General features: G+C 73.3%; 15 protein-coding genes. 8 read left to right on the forward strand and 7 right to left on the reverse strand.

The window, feature by feature from the left end; all coding sequences use genetic code 11:
• The first annotated feature begins 89 nt into the window (after positions 1-89).
• The 4 genes from HD597_RS15065 (at position 90) to HD597_RS15080 (ending at position 3,503) form a co-directional block, all read left to right on the forward strand.
• Complete coding sequence (locus tag HD597_RS15065; protein ID WP_253742792.1) at positions 90-803, forward strand: ABC transporter ATP-binding protein; 714 nt, start codon at positions 90-92, stop codon at positions 801-803.
• Positions 804-859: 56 nt separating this feature from the next.
• Positions 860-1,603 carry a hypothetical protein gene (locus HD597_RS15070; protein ID WP_253742794.1) on the forward strand — a complete coding sequence of 248 codons (744 nt, stop codon included), beginning with the start codon at positions 860-862 and terminating at the stop codon, positions 1,601-1,603.
• A gap of 261 nt (positions 1,604-1,864) precedes the next feature.
• Entirely contained in the window at positions 1,865-2,437 is a 573-nt protein-coding gene (locus HD597_RS15075) for a hypothetical protein (RefSeq protein ID WP_253742795.1), read from the forward strand.
• Between the two features lie 100 nt (positions 2,438-2,537).
• On the forward strand, positions 2,538-3,503 hold the full coding sequence (locus HD597_RS15080; protein ID WP_253742796.1) for an aminoglycoside phosphotransferase family protein: 966 nt from the start codon (positions 2,538-2,540) through the stop codon (positions 3,501-3,503).
• Positions 3,504-3,517: 14 nt separating this feature from the next.
• Here HD597_RS15080 and HD597_RS15085 read toward each other — a convergent pair whose 3' ends face one another.
• The 3 genes from HD597_RS15085 to HD597_RS15095 all read right to left on the reverse strand — a co-directional run bounded on the left by HD597_RS15085 (position 3,518) and on the right by HD597_RS15095 (position 8,001).
• Positions 3,518-4,624, reverse strand: a complete 1,107-nt coding sequence (locus tag HD597_RS15085; RefSeq protein ID WP_253742797.1) for a hypothetical protein — start codon at positions 4,622-4,624, stop codon at positions 3,518-3,520.
• A gap of 80 nt (positions 4,625-4,704) precedes the next feature.
• Positions 4,705-7,017 (reverse strand): rhamnogalacturonan lyase, encoded by a 2,313-nt coding sequence (locus tag HD597_RS15090; RefSeq protein WP_253742798.1) that lies wholly within the window; start codon positions 7,015-7,017, stop codon positions 4,705-4,707.
• 222 nt (positions 7,018-7,239) lie between these two features.
• The gene (locus tag HD597_RS15095; RefSeq protein ID WP_253742799.1) at positions 7,240-8,001 is read right to left on the reverse strand and encodes a DeoR/GlpR family DNA-binding transcription regulator; all 762 of its coding nucleotides are present in this window, start codon (positions 7,999-8,001) and stop codon (positions 7,240-7,242) included.
• Positions 8,002-8,062: 61 nt separating this feature from the next.
• Here HD597_RS15095 and HD597_RS15100 point away from each other — a divergent pair, with 61 nt between their 5' ends.
• From HD597_RS15100 to HD597_RS15110, 3 genes are all read left to right on the forward strand, one after another.
• On the forward strand, positions 8,063-9,532 hold the full coding sequence (locus tag HD597_RS15100) for an FGGY-family carbohydrate kinase (RefSeq protein WP_253742800.1): 1,470 nt from the start codon (positions 8,063-8,065) through the stop codon (positions 9,530-9,532).
• Complete coding sequence (locus HD597_RS15105) at positions 9,529-10,419, forward strand: hypothetical protein (protein ID WP_253742808.1); 891 nt, start codon at positions 9,529-9,531, stop codon at positions 10,417-10,419. Before HD597_RS15100 ends, HD597_RS15105 begins: the two co-directional genes overlap by 4 nt.
• A gap of 62 nt (positions 10,420-10,481) precedes the next feature.
• Positions 10,482-11,168, forward strand: coding sequence for an aspartate/glutamate racemase family protein (locus HD597_RS15110; protein ID WP_253742809.1), 687 nt, complete (start codon positions 10,482-10,484; stop codon positions 11,166-11,168).
• Positions 11,169-11,299: 131 nt separating this feature from the next.
• Here HD597_RS15110 and HD597_RS15115 read toward each other — a convergent pair whose 3' ends face one another.
• Positions 11,300-11,779: a hypothetical protein gene (locus HD597_RS15115; protein WP_253742810.1), complete on the reverse strand. Its 480-nt coding sequence runs from the start codon at positions 11,777-11,779 to the stop codon at positions 11,300-11,302.
• A gap of 222 nt (positions 11,780-12,001) precedes the next feature.
• On the opposite strand from HD597_RS15115, the gene HD597_RS15120 reads away from it, so the two are divergent.
• Positions 12,002-12,865 carry an LLM class F420-dependent oxidoreductase gene (locus tag HD597_RS15120; protein WP_253742815.1) on the forward strand — a complete coding sequence of 288 codons (864 nt, stop codon included), beginning with the start codon at positions 12,002-12,004 and terminating at the stop codon, positions 12,863-12,865.
• A gap of 201 nt (positions 12,866-13,066) precedes the next feature.
• On the opposite strand, the gene HD597_RS15125 is transcribed toward HD597_RS15120, so the two are convergent.
• From HD597_RS15125 to HD597_RS15135, 3 genes are read right to left on the reverse strand one after another with little or no spacing between them, the layout of a single operon-like run.
• Positions 13,067-14,218: a quinone oxidoreductase family protein gene (locus HD597_RS15125; protein WP_253742818.1), complete on the reverse strand. Its 1,152-nt coding sequence runs from the start codon at positions 14,216-14,218 to the stop codon at positions 13,067-13,069.
• The gene (locus HD597_RS15130; protein WP_253742819.1) at positions 14,218-14,577 is read right to left on the reverse strand and encodes a hypothetical protein; all 360 of its coding nucleotides are present in this window, start codon (positions 14,575-14,577) and stop codon (positions 14,218-14,220) included. Before HD597_RS15130 ends, HD597_RS15125 begins: the two co-directional genes overlap by 1 nt.
• A complete protein-coding gene (locus HD597_RS15135) occupies positions 14,574-15,440 on the reverse strand; it encodes a DODA-type extradiol aromatic ring-opening family dioxygenase (RefSeq protein ID WP_253742820.1) in 867 nt (288 codons plus the stop codon). The genes HD597_RS15130 and HD597_RS15135 overlap by 4 nt, the downstream gene beginning before the upstream one ends.
• Positions 15,441-15,442 lie beyond the last annotated feature (2 nt).

Consider the following 15,442-nt stretch of genomic DNA (forward strand, 5'->3'; position numbering starts at 1 on the left):
TCGTCGCGGCCGGCGGGGCAGCCCTGAGGACGCAAACCGTGGACCCAGGCTTGATGAGCCCGGGCGGAGTTCCCGATGGACTTGCCCCTGTGATCGAATTCCACCGCGTCACCAAGACGTACAAGGGGATCAGGGCGCTGGACGAGGTGTCCTTCACGGTCCCGCCCGGCACCGTGACCGGGTTCCTCGGGCCCAACGGCGCCGGCAAGTCGACGGCCATGCGTGTCCTGGCCGGGCTCTGCCGCCCGACCTCGGGCTCGGCCACCGTGCTCGGGCGGCCGTACGCGGAGCTGGAGCGCCCCGGCTACGACGTGGGCACGCTGCTCGACGCCGGCGCCGCGCATCCCGGCCGCAGCGGGCGGGAGGTGCTCACCCTGGGCGCCATGATGCTCGGGCTGCCCGGATCGCGCGTGGACGAGGTGCTGGAGCTGGTGGGCCTGACCGGCAAGGAGGGCAGGCGGGCCGTCGGCGGCTATTCGCTGGGCATGCGGCAGCGCCTGGGCATCGGGCACGCCCTGCTCGGGCGGCCCAGGGCGCTCGTCCTGGACGAGCCTGCCAACGGCCTGGACCCGCAGGGCATCCAGTGGATGCGCGAGCTGCTGCGCGGCCTGGCCGCCTCGGGGTGCGCGGTGCTGCTCAGCTCCCACCTGCTGTACGAGGTCGAGCAGGTGGCCGATCGCATCGTGCTGATCGGCGGCGGCCGGGTGCTGGCCCAGGGCACGCTCGCCGAGCTCGGCCGGGGCCGCAGCCTCGAACAGACGTTCCTGGAGCTGACCTCCCACGCGGACCGGAGCCCCGCATGAGCCTCCCACACGGACCGGAGCCCCGCATGAGCCCTTCATCCCGATCGGAGCGCGGCATGACGATCGAGCGCCGCACCCCCTTCAGCACCCTGCTGCGGGTCGAGACCCGCAAGCTGCTGGACACCCGCACCAGCATGATCATGTCAGGGGTCCTGGCCGCCGTGGCGCTCGCGCTCGTCGCCGGCCGCGGCCTGTTCGCCGGACCGGCCGACCTGTACACCCTGGCGAACACCGCGGCCATCGCGATGGGCGTGCTGCTGCCCGTGCTCGGCATCCTCACCGTCACGGGCGAGTGGAGCCACCGTACCGCCCTCACCACGTTCACGCTGGAGCCCCGGCGGGGGCGGGTGCTGGCGGCCAAGTGCCTGCCCGTGCTCGGCGCGGCCGTGCTGGCGTGCGTGGCGGCCCTGCTGGTGGCGGTGCCGATGACGGCCCTGTCCGCCGCCGTGCGGGACGTGGAGGCCACCTGGGGCCTCGACCCGGCCCGGTTGCTGGGCTGGACGGCGGTGGTCGTCCTGTCGACCGCCGAGGGGCTGGCGATGGGCATGCTGCTGCTGAACGCGCCGGCGGCAATAGTGATCTACCTGGTCAGGCCCATGCTGTGGGGTTTCGTGACCCAGCTCGGCCCGGTGGGCCGGACCCTGGCCGAATGGCTGGATCTGAACACGGCCGGCAACGCGCTGATGGAGGGAACCATGGGCGGCGGGGACGTCGCACGGCTGGCCGCCGCGGTGGCGGTGTGGGTCGTCATCCCCATGGCCGTAGGCGTTCTGCGCGTGCTGCGGCGGGACGTGCAGTGAGGGGCTTTACCGGCGAGGGTAGATCTTTGCCGGTTTCATGGGGTTTCGTTTGCCTTTGTCCGGTTTGAGTAGGTAAGTTAGTACCTGTTACCGGCGAGTGACCTTCGCCTTACCTCTGGAAGGAAGGCCAGGCCTCCCGGGTCCCGAATCCTACTCCATGGATTCTCCTGCGCTCCACGTAGCGACCGTACGGCGTGCTGCCCGGCTACGTCCGTCCAGCGAGCGCGTGTCCCGTCCCCTAACAAAGGACCTTATTTTACTATGTCTGCTCGCCTGCGTGCCATTGCCATGCTCGCCGCGTCCGCTGCCACGGCGTTGACCATTGGCTCGACCGCGGCGCACGCCGACTCTGGCCACACCGACCAGAACAAGGGCTTGCTGAAGGGCTCCACCACGGCCTCCTACTTCTGGGACGACGCCTCGGGCCGCGCCGGTGACACCGGCCTCCCGGCCGCCGGCAAGCCCATGCAGAAGGGCCTGGTCGCCAGCCCGAGCTGGCCTCTCATGACCGAGGGCTACGTGGTCTACAAGGGCAAGAAGATGCCCTTCTTCGTGGGTGACCGCGGCCCCGGCGACCCCTCCAACCGCGGGGTCATGCTCGACCTGGACGCCAAGACCTTCGCCGAGCTGACCGGCGGGAAGTTCAACCCGGACACCCTGGGTGTGGACGGCGTCGGCGGCGAGGGCCACATCAAGATCGACTATGTCGTGACCAAGTGGGGCGGCGGTGTCGGCAAGAAGAGCTTCCCGGTGGCCTTCTCCACCGGTGCCTGGTCCGAGAAGGACAACAGCACCATGACCCAGCAGGTCTCGGTCAAGAACGCCGGCCGCTGACCTCGACGCAGAGGGCGCTCCCCGCACGGGGGGCGCCCTTCGCGCGTCTCCGGGCGTGTGAACTGTCACTTCACGCCCGGCCTCATGGAAGGATCGGTCGATGACCGATTTCCTGACACCGTCTCACCTCGCCCGCCGCACCGCCGCCGCCCTCGACGCCGCCGTCGCGGCGGGCCGCGACCTCGGCCTCACCGTGACCGGCGCCAGGGTGCTCCATGACCTGTTCTCGGTCGTCGTCCATCTCGCGCCCGCACCGGTCGTGGCCCGGGTCCCCACGGTCCTGCCGCCCCGGACGGACGCCGAGTTCCTGGCCCGCCGCCAGCAGGCGGAGCTGGAGGTGTCCCAGTGGCTCGCCGACCAGGGCACTCCCGTGATCCCGCCCAGCCCGCTGGTGCCGCGCGAGCCGGTCCGGCGCGACGGCTTCTCGATGACGTTCTGGCAGTTCGTCGAGGAGGACCAGGGCAGGGAGCCCGACTACGTGGCCAACGCGGAGAGCGTCGCCGGCCTGCACGCCGCGATGCGCGCCTACCCCGGCGAGCTGGAGTTCCTGTCCGCGGCGGAGCCGCACTTCGTCACGGAGAGCCTCGCCCTGCTCGAAGAGCGCCCCGACCTCCTCGACCCCGCCGACCTCGACCGCGCCCGCCGCGAGTGGCAGGTCCTGGAGCCTCTCGTACGCTCACGCGCCGCGTTCGAGCAGGCGTTCCCGGGGATCGACCTCCAGCCCGTCCACGGCGACTCCCCGCCCGCCAACATCTTCCGCGGCGTGCACGGCGACCTCTACTCCGACTTCGAGCTGGTCACCCTGGGCCCCGTCGAGTGGGACCTGGCCGCCCTCGGGCCCGAGTACGAGGCCGCCTACAACCGCGGCGCCGGGCGCAACGGCCTGAGGCCGCTGAACGCGCAGGTCATGGCCTTCGTGAACGCCGTCGGCATGCTGCGGGCCCTCACCGCCCTCGCGTTCGTGCCGCAGCTGCCCGTGCTGGCCGACTACCTGAAGCCGGCCGTCGTCCAGTGGCGGGCGACGCCGTTCGCCGGCGGCCTCGGTGACGGAGCCCTGCCGGCCTGACATCAGGCGCAGGCTCAGCGGTAGCGGGCGATCAGGGGCCCGGAGTTCCTGCCGTAGGCGAGGCCGGCCGCGTAGACCGTCCGGGTCCCGGGCACCGCGCCCAGGGCGGAGACGTCGACCTCGCGCCCGCGGTCCGCCCCCGCCATCGGCGCGAGCTCGGTCCGGCCGCCGCCGGGCGCGACCCGGATGGTCCCGCGCAGGCCGCCCTCGGCGCCGGCGTCCCAGTCGACCAGGATGATCCCGTCCGCGCCGTCGGAGCCGGACGCGCCGGCGTAGGCCGAGCCCGCCACCCGCGTCCAGGCCGTGCCGTCCCAGTGCAGGGTGATCGTGGTGCTCCTGCTGCCGTCCTCGTAGTCGAACACGCTGCGGGTGCCGACCGCCCGCACGTTGCCCGGGCCGTGCGCGACGACCCCGGTGAGCCTGATCGACGGGATGCTGCCGTCCGGACGGCCCTCGCTGTTGATCTCCTGGCTCGGCGTGCGGTCCTCGGGCGCGGGGACGAGCCGCCACGACCGGCCGTCCCAGCGCATGGTGGCCGCCTGCGAGGCGGAGCAGCCCTGCGCGGCCGGACGGCCGGTGCCGCCGACCGCCCACACCTGGTCGGGCGCCGCGGCCGACACCGATGCCGCCCAGGCGGGCAGGCGCATGACCGTCCAGGCCCGCCCGTCCCAGTGGGAGGCGTGATCGCCGGCCACCAGCCACACGTCGTCGGGCGCGAGGGCGGTGGCGTCGGCCCGCTCGCCCGGGTCGAGACGCAGGTCCGGCAGCCGGGCATCGCTCCAGCGCTCGCCGTCCCAGTGGTACGCGGTCACGGCGGTGGTGGCGGCGAAGACCCAGGCGTCGCGCGGCCCGGTCGCCACCAGCGCGGGGAACCTTTCGTCGTCCTCGGAGCTCCACCTCACCTCCGGCGCGGGACGCTCGCGCCAGCGCCGGCCGTCGAAGTGCAGGAGCAGCAGGCGGCCGGCGCCTTCGTGCGGGCTGCCGAGCGCCCACACGTCGTCGGGGCCGCTGGGCGCGACCGGCGGCGGCCCCGTGCATCCCGTGACCAGGACGGCGGCCACGCCCAGCGCGGCCAGGTACGTGGCACGCCCAGCGGCTCCCCGCGACACCGGATCCGGCACTTCGGTACGCCTCCAAGGAGCTCGCGGCTTCCTGGGAGGCGGGGTGTGCGGCCTCGGGGCCGCACACCCTTCCCCTCAGGTCACCTGCGGCCGGGTACGGGGACCTTCGACCAGTCGATGTCCGAGCCGAGGTAGAAGCTCGGGTAGGCGGGCTGATTGTAGGCCGTCTGCTGGCGGGCCACCTCCACCCGGTACTGCGGATCGTGCATCAGCGTGTACAGCTTACGGTCGGTCAGCTCGGTGCTGACGTACACGCGGATCGCACTGCTGTCGGCGGTGCGCACCAGCAGCTCCTCGCGCCAGTCGCCGAACACGTCGGCGACCAGGCCCGGGTTGCCCTTGGTCCAGTTGTTGGTCAGCGTGCCCTCGGCGGTCAGCAGCGTGCCGCGCCTGTAGTCGTCGATGGTCGGCGTCTGCAGGACGGTGGTGGCCGTGCCGTTGACGAGCTGGGTGGTCATGTCGGCGGCCCAGCGGATGCTCATGTTCGTGCCGGGGGCGTTGCGGCCCAGGTAGTCGCCGCGCGCCGACCACAGGCCCGCCTGGACGGCCTGGTCGGGCGGCATCGACGACCAGCTCTCGACGCCGCGGACGGCCGGGTCGATGTCGCCGACCATGCCGCGGCCGGTGTCCACGCCGCTGTAACCGCCGTGGACGACCTGGCCGGTGGCGGCGTCGCGCAGCGCCCAGCCGTACGGGGCCGAGCGGCCGCCCTCGTGCACCGTCCAGATCTCCAGGCCCGGCCGGTCGGGGTCGAAGTCGCCCACGTGCATGGCGTCACCGTGGCCGAGGCGGATGGACTGGCCGGGGAAGTTGCCGTTCGGGGGGCCCTCGGCGAAGGAGGAGTACAGCACGTCGCCGTCGTCGTCGAGGGTGGCGGCGCCGTAGATGATCTCCTGCTTGCCGTCGCCGTCCACGTCGGCCACGCTCATCGAGTGGAAGCCCTGGGTGGTGAGCTGGGCGTACTCGGGGTTGGTCCCGTCCACGCCGTGCGGTCCCGCGTTGAACGGGTTGGCCATCGGGGCGTGGCCGCTGTCGACGTACCAGCGCTCCTTGAGCCGCTTGCCGTCCCAGTCGTAGGCGACCAGGGTGGTGCGCGTGTAGTAGCCGCGCGCGAAGATCGCCGACGGGCGCCTGCCGTCGAGGTAGGCGACCGAGGACAGGAAGCGGTCCACGCGGTTGCCCGGCTCGACCCTGGCCATCGCGTAGTCGCCCCACAGCAGGCCGTCGTCGCCGCGTCCTGGCTTGTAGTGGATCGTCTGCAGCTCGCGCCCGCTGGCGCCGTCGAACACCGACAGGTACTCGGGGCCGGTCAGGACGAACCCGTTGAACTCGCGCAGCCGGTTGTTGCCGCTGCGGCCCGGAGCGTAGACGTCGACGAAGTAGTTGGCCAGCTCGGTCGCGTCGGCGTGCGAGAGCGGGTAGGCGTACTTCTTCTCGATGCCGAACGCCTCTTCCAGCGTGGCCGGCCAGCGCCCGGCGACGACCTCCGGGTGCTCGTGCCATTTCGCGAACATTTCAACAACGTGGTCGAAATAGTCTGCGGCGCTCTTTCGGTAGTCGTCGGTGTTGGCGTATCCGGCCTTGACGTCCTCGCGCGGCATCGTGATGTACCGCTCGGACACCACCTGACCGTCGGACCCGTAGCGGATGATCTTCGTGCCGGGGGCGGTCTTGAGCATCGTCTCCGAGCGGCCGTCACCGTCGAAGTCGTAGACCAGGAACTGCGTGTAGTGGGCGCCGGAGCGGATGTTCACGCCCAGGTCGAGGCGCCAGCGCAGGGTGCCGTCCAGCTCGTAGGTGTCCAGGTAGGTGTTGCCGGTGTAGCCGCGCTGCGAGACGTCCTTGGAGTTCGACGGGTCCCACTTGACCACGTACTCGTACTGGCCGTCGCCGTCCACGTCGCCCACGCTCAGGTCGTTGGCCGCGTACGTGTACGCCTCGCCCATCGGGGTCACCCCGTCGGCGGGCTTCTTCAGCGGCAGGTCGTGAAACGTTTTAAGCCAAGGCTTCGCCACGGCGCTGCGGCGGCCCTCACGGCCCTTCACGATCGGGGCGACCCGGTACTCGGACGCGGCCGTGCCGGCGGGGTCGCGGTAGTTGGTGCTGTCGGTCACCGTGGCGATCGGGCGGCCGTCGCGATAGACGCGGAAGTCGGCGCCCGTCATGCCCGTGGCGCCGGAGCCGGTCACCTCGTCGCCGAGGAGACGCCAGCTCAGGAAGACGCCTTCGCTGGTGGAGGCCGCAACCAGGCCGCGGTCGAGGTGCTCGAGCCTGATGCCGTCACGGTGGCCGCCCTGGGCGTCGGCCGACGCGGGCAGGGCGGTGAGCGGCAGGCAGAGGAGGGCGGCCAGGCCTGAGGCCAATGTGCGGCGGATGCTGCTGGGGGGTCTCATGTGACGAGCTCCGCTGATTGAATCGATTAAATTTTGGCTGGAGAGTATTGGCCGCCTGTGAGGTTTGTCAAGAACCCGTTTCCTGCTGGTTTCCTGGCATTCAGAAATGAGCCCAGGTTCTCGCGAGGCTCTCGGTGAATGCGTTATGGGAAAAGGCGATCGCCTTCGAGGTCGTTCATGGGCGCGCCGCGACCGAGCAGGCCGGCGTGCTCCGAGGCCCGCCTAGGGCGCGAGTTGCACCGGGACGCCCGCGAAGCCCTCCGGGACGCCGTCCGTCACCAGGCGCTCGGCGGCCTCCCAGCCGCATACCCGGATGGGGGCGCTCAGCGCGAACTTGCGCGCGTCCGCCACGACGACCGTCCTGCGGGCGATGGAGATGAGGCGGCGCTTGGTCTCGGCCTCGTACGGCGTCGCCCCGTACACGCCCGAGCCGTCGAGCGCGGTGGCGGCCAGGAACAGCGTGCGCACGCTCAGGTGCTCCAGCGCCGCCAGGGTCTCGGGGCCGCCGAAGGAGCGCGTGTCCCTGCCGTACTGGCCGCCGATGCCGATGAGCGTGATGTCCGGCCGGGGGGCCAGCACGGCGATGGCGGGCAGCGAGTGGGTGATCACGGTGAGGCCGGCGTCGGCGGGCAGCAGCCTGGCGATCTCCAGGGTGGTGGTGCCCGAGTCGAGCGCCACGGCGGTGCCCGGCTCGACGTGCGCGACGGCCGCGGCGGCGATCGCGCGCTTGGCGCCCGTGGCCTGGGCGGAGCGGTCGGTGAAGGGCGGGGCGGTCGCGTCCGCCGCGGTGGCGCCGCCGCGTACGGCCCTGATCAGGCCGTCGCCGGCCAGCCTGCGCAGGTCGCGGCGGACGGTGTTGAAGGAGACGCCCAGGTCGGTGACCAGGTCGGCGGCGGCGACGTACCCGTCCTGCTCGACGCGGCGCAGGATCGCCTCGCGGCGGTGCGGGGCCGAGGTGTAGCGGAGGGTGCCTTCGCTGGTCATATGAGAATTATGGCTCAAAAGTTGGCACTTTTACGCCAACTTCTGGACCTATAGTGACAACATGACGCCGGGGACGCCGCGGCCAGTGACCGCCGGGATCGACGTGGGCACCACCCACGTCAAGGTGGGCTTCTTCGACGAGCGGGGCGGCTGCGTGGCCGCCGTCCGCCGGCCCACGCCCCGGAGCCTGCCCGGCCTCGTCGCCGCCGTGACCCAGGGGCTCGGAGAATGCGCTGAGCGGGCCGGGCGGGCGCCCGCGGCGATCGGGATCGCCGGGATGGCCGAGACCGGCGTGCCGCTCGGCGCGTCAGGGGAGGCGCTCACCCCGCTGCTGTGGTGGAACGACCCCAGGGGCGCCGCGGAGATCGCGCAGCTGCGCCTGGACCCCACGGCCCTGTACGCGCGGACCGGGCGGTGGGCCGACGCCAAGGCGCCGCTCGCCAAGTGGCTGTGGCTGCGGAGCCGGGCGCCGGAGGTGCTGCGGGCGATGCGGTGGTGGGCGAGCGTGCCGGACGCGGTGGCGTACGCGCTCACGGGGGTGCCGCGCACGCACGCCACGCTGGCGGCGCGCACGCTGGGCTATCACGTCGAGCGCGGTGAGTACGACGCGGACCTGCTCGCCCTGGCGGGGATGAGCGGGGCGCGGCTGCCCGACGTGCGAGCGGCGGTGGAGCCGGTCGGCGGGGTGGTGGCACGCGTGAGTGGCGTGGCGCCCGGCACGCCGGTGGTGATCGCGGGCCACGATCACGCGGTGGGGGCCTGGGCCGCGGGGGTGCGGCGGCCGGGGGACGCGGCGGACTCGCTGGGGACGGCCGAGGCGGTGATCATGCCGTCGGCGGAGCCGCCCGATCCCGGCGCGGGGGTGGCGATGGGAGTGACGGCGGACCCGTCGCTGGACGGGGCCCGTACGGTGCTGGTGGGCGGCCTGGCGACGAGCGGCGCGGTCGTCGACTGGTTACTCGGCTTGTTCACCCCCACCCCCTCGGCCGTCGCGGCCACCGGCGGCGCGTCCGGCGGGTACGCGGCGTTGCCCGGGCTGCTGGCGGGGGTGCGGTTGCCGACCGGGATCGTCGTCGAGCCGTACCTGCGCGGACGCGTGGCCCCCGCGCCCGACCGGGACCGCCGGATGGCGTGGTCCGGGATCGCGGCCGGGCACGGCGCCGGCGACCTGCTCGCGGCCGCCGTCGAGGGCACCTGCCTGCACACCCGCTGGATCCTCGACGAGCTCACCGCCCTGACCGGCGCCGCCCCCCGCCGCCTGGCCGTCTTCGGCGGCCAGGTCAGGATCCCGCTCTGGATGCGGGTCAAGGCGGCCGTCTCGCCCGTGCCCGTCGAGGTGGTGCGGGCCGACGACGCCGTCTGCGCGGGCGCCGCGCTCATCGCCGGGCACGCCGGTGGCTCGCTGGACGACGTGCCCGTGCTGCCCGCGGAGCCGTTGCCGGCCGAGCCCGAGCTCCAGGACGCCTACCTGCCCCTCTACGACCGATTCCGCACCTCAGCCCGAGCACCGCGACGTCAGGAGCACGCATGACCACCCAGCAGACCACCACCCCGACGCTCGACCTCCTGGCCCGCCCGTCCGGCGGGTTCGCGATGGTCGCGATGGACCAGCGGGAGAGCCTCAGGCAGATGTTCACGGCGGCGCTCGGGGAGCGGGTGGGGGACGACCGGCTGACGTCGTTCAAGCTCGCGGTGGCGCGGGAGGCGGGGCCGTACGCGTCCGGGTTCCTCATCGACCAGGACTACGGGTTCGGGCAGGTGGCCGCCGGGCGGATGGTGCCGGGCGGGCTGATCGTCGCCGTGGACAGCCTGGAACAGGAGCCCGACGGGCCCGTGGAGGACACCGGGATCGACGAGCGGGTCGACCTCGCCGCCGCCCGTGAGGCCGGGGCCGTGGCGGCCAAGCTGCTCCTGATCTGGCGGGACGACGAGCGGCGGGGGCGGCGGCTGGAGATCGCCGCCGAGTTCGTACGGCGGTGCGCGGACGCCGGGCTGCTGTCCGTCCTCGAAGGCGTCGCCAAGCCGGCCGCCGGCGCCACCGCGTTCGACGGGCCCGCCGCCATCCGGGAGGCGGCCAGGGAGCTGGCCGGGCTGCGGCCGAGCCTGTACAAGGCGCAGGTGCCGCTGGGCGGGGCGGCGCCGGAGGAGCGGCTGGCCGAGGAGTGCGGGCGGCTCGACGCGATGATCCCCGTCCCGTGGGTCGTGCTCTCCCAGGGCGTCGAGCGCGACGACTTCCCCGCCGCCGTACGGGCCGCCTGCCGGGCCGGGGCGTCCGGCATGCTGGCCGGGCGGGCCATCTGGAGTGACGTGGTCGGCGCCGAGGACGTGGCCGCCGGGCTTCGCGCCCGCTCCGTGCCCCGCCTGCAGCGGCTGGCGGCGATCGTGGACGAGCACGCCCGCCCCTGGACCACCCGATGAGCCGCCCCGAGCCTGGTTCGGAGCGTCCGGTGAGCCGCCCCGAGCCTGGTTCGGAGCGTCCGGTGAGCCGCCCCGAGGAGAGCGCGGAGCAACCGGCGGGGCGCGTCGGTGTGACGATCGCGATGTTGCACACCGTGCCCGCGCTCGCCGCCCCCCTCACCGAGCTGGCCGCCGAGGCTCGCCCGGGCGCCCGCATCCTGCACTTCGTGGACGAGAGCCTGCTCCAGGACACCATCGCCGCCGGCGACCCGCCGCCGCACGTGCTGCGCCGGCTGGTGGCGTACGCGGCCTACGCCGAGGAGTCCGGCGCGGGCACGCTGCTGGTGACCTGCTCGTCCATCGGCGAGGCGGCCGAGCGGGCGCGCCCCTTCGCCGCGCTGCCGATCCTGCGGATCGACGAGCCGATGGCCGAGCAGGCCGTACGGGAGGGCGCCCGGATCGGCGTGCTGGCCACCCTCGCCACCACCCTCGGCCCCACCACCCGGGCGGTCCGGCGGGCGGCGGCGCGGCGCGGGGCGGAACGGGAGGTCGTGCCCCGGCTGTGCGAGGGGGCGTTCGAGGCGCTGCGGGCCGGCGACGCCGCCCGGCACGACACGCTGGTCCTCGACGGGTTCCGGGAGCTGGCGGCGAAGGTGGACGTGGTGGTGCTGGCCCAGGCGTCGATGGCGCGGATCGTGGGGGAGGCGGGCGGCGGCGTCCCGGTGCTGTCGTCGCCGCGCTCAGGAGTGGCCCAGCTCGCCCACGTCTGAGCACCATCCGCCGGCCCGCTCACCACCGCCACCCGCCAGTGCCGCTCCAGCCCTCGGCAGCCACCCACGCACCCGCCAGTGCCGCTCCAGCCGCCGGCAGCCACCTACGCCACCTACGCCACCTACGCCACCTACGCCGTGGGCGCGGCACCGGCGCCGAGCCGCCTTGCCGGACGCGTCGCCACCAGGTACGACCGCGACATCTCCACGGTCACGGCGATCGCCACGAGGCCGAGCACCCCGTGGTACCACTGCCACCCCACCCCGATGCCGACGAACCCGTCCAGGACCATGATCCCGCCCCCGCCCAGCACGGCCAGCGTCATCCCTCCCAGCACGACCAGCATCAGCGTTCTGGGCAGCAGCCGCCCGAGCGACGTGACGGTGGCCAGCGCGACGCACGCGCCCAGCACCCCGGACGCGCTCGCGAGCCACTGGGCGAGCGCCGGATCGAGAAAGTACCCCGCGGCCTCGGAGGCCGGCACGGGCGGCCCGCCGGGGAACCCGAGCCGGGCCTGAAGGGCGAAGGCCGCCTTCCCCACGGCGTACCCGAGCAGCAGCAGCGCCATCGCGTACGCCGGCCAGCGCCGCGGACGAACGAAATCAACCATGGCCCCGACCGTAGAACCGGCCGGCCCGCCGGCACTCCCGTGCGCGGGGGATACGCCTCCCCCGCACGGGGGAGACCCCCGAACCCCGAGGCGAGCCACCGGCCTGACACCGCCGGCCGGGCAGGCACGCGTTTGCGATCCCCGTCTCCCGCTTCTGCACAGGAGATCTTCATGGATAGGGTTGGGCCGTCACCTCGTGTGCCGGCGGTGGGAGAGGCTGTCATGGATCTTTCCGGTGTGGGCGTGTGGAGTCACCACCTGCGTTACGGCGACCAGGGCGAAGCCGCCGACGCGGCCGCGGAGCTCGACGAGCTGGGGTTCAGCGCCCTGTGGTTCCCGGACGGCGGAGGGCCGGTCTTCGACACCGTCGGCAACCTGCTGACGGCCACCCGCGAGATCGTCGTGGCCACCGGCATCCTCAACCTCTGGATGCACGACCCCGCCGGCGTCGCCGCCTCCTTCGCGTCGCTGTCGGCGGCGCACGACGGCCGCTTCCTGATGGGCATCGGCGTGAGCCACGCCATCGCCGTCAACAACGAGCAGGAGCCGGGCCGCTATCGCAAGCCGCTGGCGGCGATGACGGCCTTCCTCGACGAGCTCGACCGGGCGGACCAGCCGGTGCCCACCGGCAGCCGGGTGCTGGCCGCGCTGGGCCCGAAGATGCTGGACATGGCCGCCAAGCGGGCGCGTGGCGCGCACCCCTACCTCGGCACCACCGAGCACACCCGCCTCGCCCGGGAGGCACTGGGGGAGGGGCCGCTCCTGCTCCCCGAGCAGACGGTGATCCTGTGCACGGGCAGGGAGGAGGCGCGCGCGATCGGCGACGGCTGGCTGCGGCGCTACCTCGCCCTGCCGAACTACGCCAACAACCTGCTGCGTCTCGGCTACTCGCCCGAGGAGCTGGCCTCGGTGAGCGACCGGCTGTTCGACGACGTGTTCGCATGGGGGGATGAGGAGGCGATCCTGCGGCGGCTGGACGAGCACCGCGCCGCCGGGGCCGATCACGTGTGCGTGCAGGTGGTCACGGCCGATGCCGGCGTCTTCCCGCGCAAGGAGTGGCGCGCCCTCGCCGCCGCGCTGCGCTGACCAGCGGATCGCCCGGAGCGCGGGTCTCCCGCGCTCCGGGCGAGTGCCCGTTCAGCCGTCGGCACACGTGGACGGACGAGGGCGAGCACTCTGCTGAGAAGCTTGCTCATCGCTGCTTGCCTTCCGGGGCGGTTGCCGCCGCGCTCGTCTTCGACGCCGCGTACCCGGGCTGCCGGAGCAGGACGGTGATCGGCGGGCCGGTCAGCCGGTGCGCAGGACGATCCGGCCCTTGGCGGTGCCCGCCGCCTGGCGCCGCCACGCGTCCGCCGCCTCCGCCAGCGGCATCACCTCGTGCTCCACCCGCAGCCGCCCGGCCGCCGACTGCTGCGCGACGTACGTGATGGCCGCCGCCCGCTGCTCCCTCGTGAGTTCGTTGTTGGTGTAGCCCAGGAGGCGCAGGGAGCGGCTGCGCAGGGTGGCGGAGTCGAGCGGGCAGGTCTCCGAAGCCGAGCCGCCGAGGTTGACCAGGCGCCCGCCGTTGCGCAGGGTGCGCGCCGCAGCGGCGGCGGGGACGCCGAAGAGGGGGTCTAGCACCAGGTCCACGGGCCCGTCGCAGGCGGCGGCGAGGCGGCGCGCGAGCTCCTCCACCTCACGGGCGACGGCTTCCGGGGTGGCTCGCGGATCTGCGGTGACGGCTTGCGGGCTGACTGGCGGGTCGTCGGCGCTCGTCACGGGGCCCAGCGGGACCACGGCGTCGGCGCCCGCCCATCGGGCGCGCTGCCTTCCGCGCTCGGAGCGCGCCGCCGCCACCACCCGCCGCGCCCCCGCGAGGCGGGCGAGCTGGATGGCGGCCTGTCCCACCACACCGCCTCCGCCCAGCACCAGCACCTGCTCACCCCGCGCCAGCTCACCCCGCCACGTCAGCGCCAGGTACGCGGCCACCGCCGACAGCCCGAGCGCCGCCATGGCGTACGGGTCGGCGCCGGCGGGCAGATCGACCAGGTCCTCGGCCCGTACCAGGGCCAGCTCCGCCATGCTCCCGTCGCCCGCCGCCATCCCCGCCGCCGTCGGGAACCACACCAGCCGCCCGTCCACCGAGCCCACCCCCTGCACACCCGGCACGTACGGCAACGCGGGCGTGCCGAAGTACGACGTCCCGCTCGCGCACAGCAGGTCCAGCGGCGTGATCGGAGCGGCGAGGACCCGCACGAGCTCCTGACCGGCGCCGGGCACGGGCGAGGAGCCATCGGCCACGACGGGAGGCCGCCCGCAGTTCTCGATCCGGGCGGCGACCATCACCGGCGAGGTGGGCGAGGCCGGGTCGGGCCCTGGGCCGGGAGGCCGGTCGGCAGCCGCGCCGGTGGACAGGCCGGCCGGCCGAGAGCCGGACTGGTCGGCGGGGTGGTCGGTCATCAGGTCGCGATGTCCGGATACGGCAGCCGCACATGCGCCAGCCGCCGCGCATACTCCGTCTGGAACCCGAGCGGCGGGTGATCCCGCTCGAACATGGCGATGAACAACGTCAACGTCAGAAACGGATGCGCCCCCAGCTCGAACAGCCGCGGATGGTCATGCGAGACCAGCGCCTCCCGCTCGACGTCGTCGAACCCCAGCCACGTGGACGACTCCCCTTCGTGACACCCCAGGATCCGGTTCGCGTACGTGGCCTCCCACCACTCCACCGTGGCCCGGGGCTCGGCGCGGTAGCGCTCCACCAGCTCGGGATCGCGGTCGACGGTGAAGAGGAACTTGTTCAGCAGGTACTTGCTCACGACCGGCCGCCTCCGTCCGGGAACCAGGTGAAGTACGCCTCCATGGTGTGGAACAGGTCGTAGGTGTCCACGTAGTCGGCCTTACGGCCGTCGCCCGCCACCCCCATCATGAGCATGAAGTCCATGAACCCGTGGGTGGCGTTGCCGGGCAGGTGCAGGCTGTCGAGGGTGACCTCGGCCAGGCAGCCCTCGACGTCCCCCGAGGAGATCCACTCCACGGCCTTGCGGTCGAACTCGGGGTCGGGGCCGTGCGGCCCGAACTGGCGCGGCCCGCCGAGCTCGAGCGACAGGTGCCCGGTGCCGATGATCGCCACCCGCTGGTCGGACGGCCACGACTCCACCATCTCCCTGATGGCCCGCCCGAGCTGCACGAACCGCTTCGGCCGCGGCAGGGGAGGGGCGAAGATGTTGGTGTAGACGGGCACGATCGGCAGGTCGTTCTGCGGGCGCAGGGTGATGATCGGGCAGGTGATCGAGTGGTCGATCCGCAGCTCGTTGGAGAAGGCCAGGTCGAAGCCGGCGTCCAGGCCCTCGCGCAGGAGGTGCGCCGACAGGTCCTCCTGCCCCCGGCACACCATGCGGGGGAGCCCGAACTCGCGTTCCTCGTTGTAGAAGTTCGCGTCGTAGCAGGGCGCCTTGCCGATCAGGAACTGCGGCATGTTGTCCAGCCAGAGCTGGTGGAAGTGGTCGGAGCCGACCATCACCAGCACGTCCGGCCTGGCCCTGGTCAGCGTCTCCCGGAACGCCAGCACCTTGCGCACCCACTCGTCGGCGAACGGCGGGCGGTCCTCGCCGGTGGCGGTGCTGGCGCGGTAGTAGAAGGGGTGGTGCGTGGACGCGATGACGGCGACGACCTCAGCCATGC

The sequence above is a fragment of the Nonomuraea thailandensis genome (assembly GCF_024172165.1).
Taxonomy (GTDB): Bacteria; Actinomycetota; Actinomycetes; order Streptosporangiales; family Streptosporangiaceae; genus Nonomuraea; species Nonomuraea thailandensis.

What these genes read in the sequence shown, in the direction of transcription:
- HD597_RS15100 (WP_253742800.1), top strand. Translation starts at nt 8,063, where the DNA reads ATGACGCCGGGGACGCCGCGGCCAGTGACCGCCGGGATCGACGTGGGC.
- HD597_RS15080 (WP_253742796.1), top strand. Translation starts at nt 2,538, where the DNA reads ATGACCGATTTCCTGACACCGTCTCACCTCGCCCGCCGCACCGCCGCC.
- HD597_RS15095 (WP_253742799.1), bottom strand. Translation starts at nt 8,001, where the DNA reads ATGACCAGCGAAGGCACCCTCCGCTACACCTCGGCCCCGCACCGCCGC.
- HD597_RS15135 (WP_253742820.1), bottom strand. Translation starts at nt 15,440, where the DNA reads ATGGCTGAGGTCGTCGCCGTCATCGCGTCCACGCACCACCCCTTCTAC.
- HD597_RS15125 (WP_253742818.1), bottom strand. Translation starts at nt 14,218, where the DNA reads ATGACCGACCACCCCGCCGACCAGTCCGGCTCTCGGCCGGCCGGCCTG.
- HD597_RS15075 (WP_253742795.1), top strand. Translation starts at nt 1,865, where the DNA reads ATGTCTGCTCGCCTGCGTGCCATTGCCATGCTCGCCGCGTCCGCTGCC.
- HD597_RS15120 (WP_253742815.1), top strand. Translation starts at nt 12,002, where the DNA reads ATGGATCTTTCCGGTGTGGGCGTGTGGAGTCACCACCTGCGTTACGGC.
- HD597_RS15115 (WP_253742810.1), bottom strand. Translation starts at nt 11,779, where the DNA reads ATGGTTGATTTCGTTCGTCCGCGGCGCTGGCCGGCGTACGCGATGGCG.
- HD597_RS15070 (WP_253742794.1), top strand. Translation starts at nt 860, where the DNA reads ATGACGATCGAGCGCCGCACCCCCTTCAGCACCCTGCTGCGGGTCGAG.
- HD597_RS15105 (WP_253742808.1), top strand. Translation starts at nt 9,529, where the DNA reads ATGACCACCCAGCAGACCACCACCCCGACGCTCGACCTCCTGGCCCGC.
- HD597_RS15090 (WP_253742798.1), bottom strand. Translation starts at nt 7,017, where the DNA reads ATGAGACCCCCCAGCAGCATCCGCCGCACATTGGCCTCAGGCCTGGCC.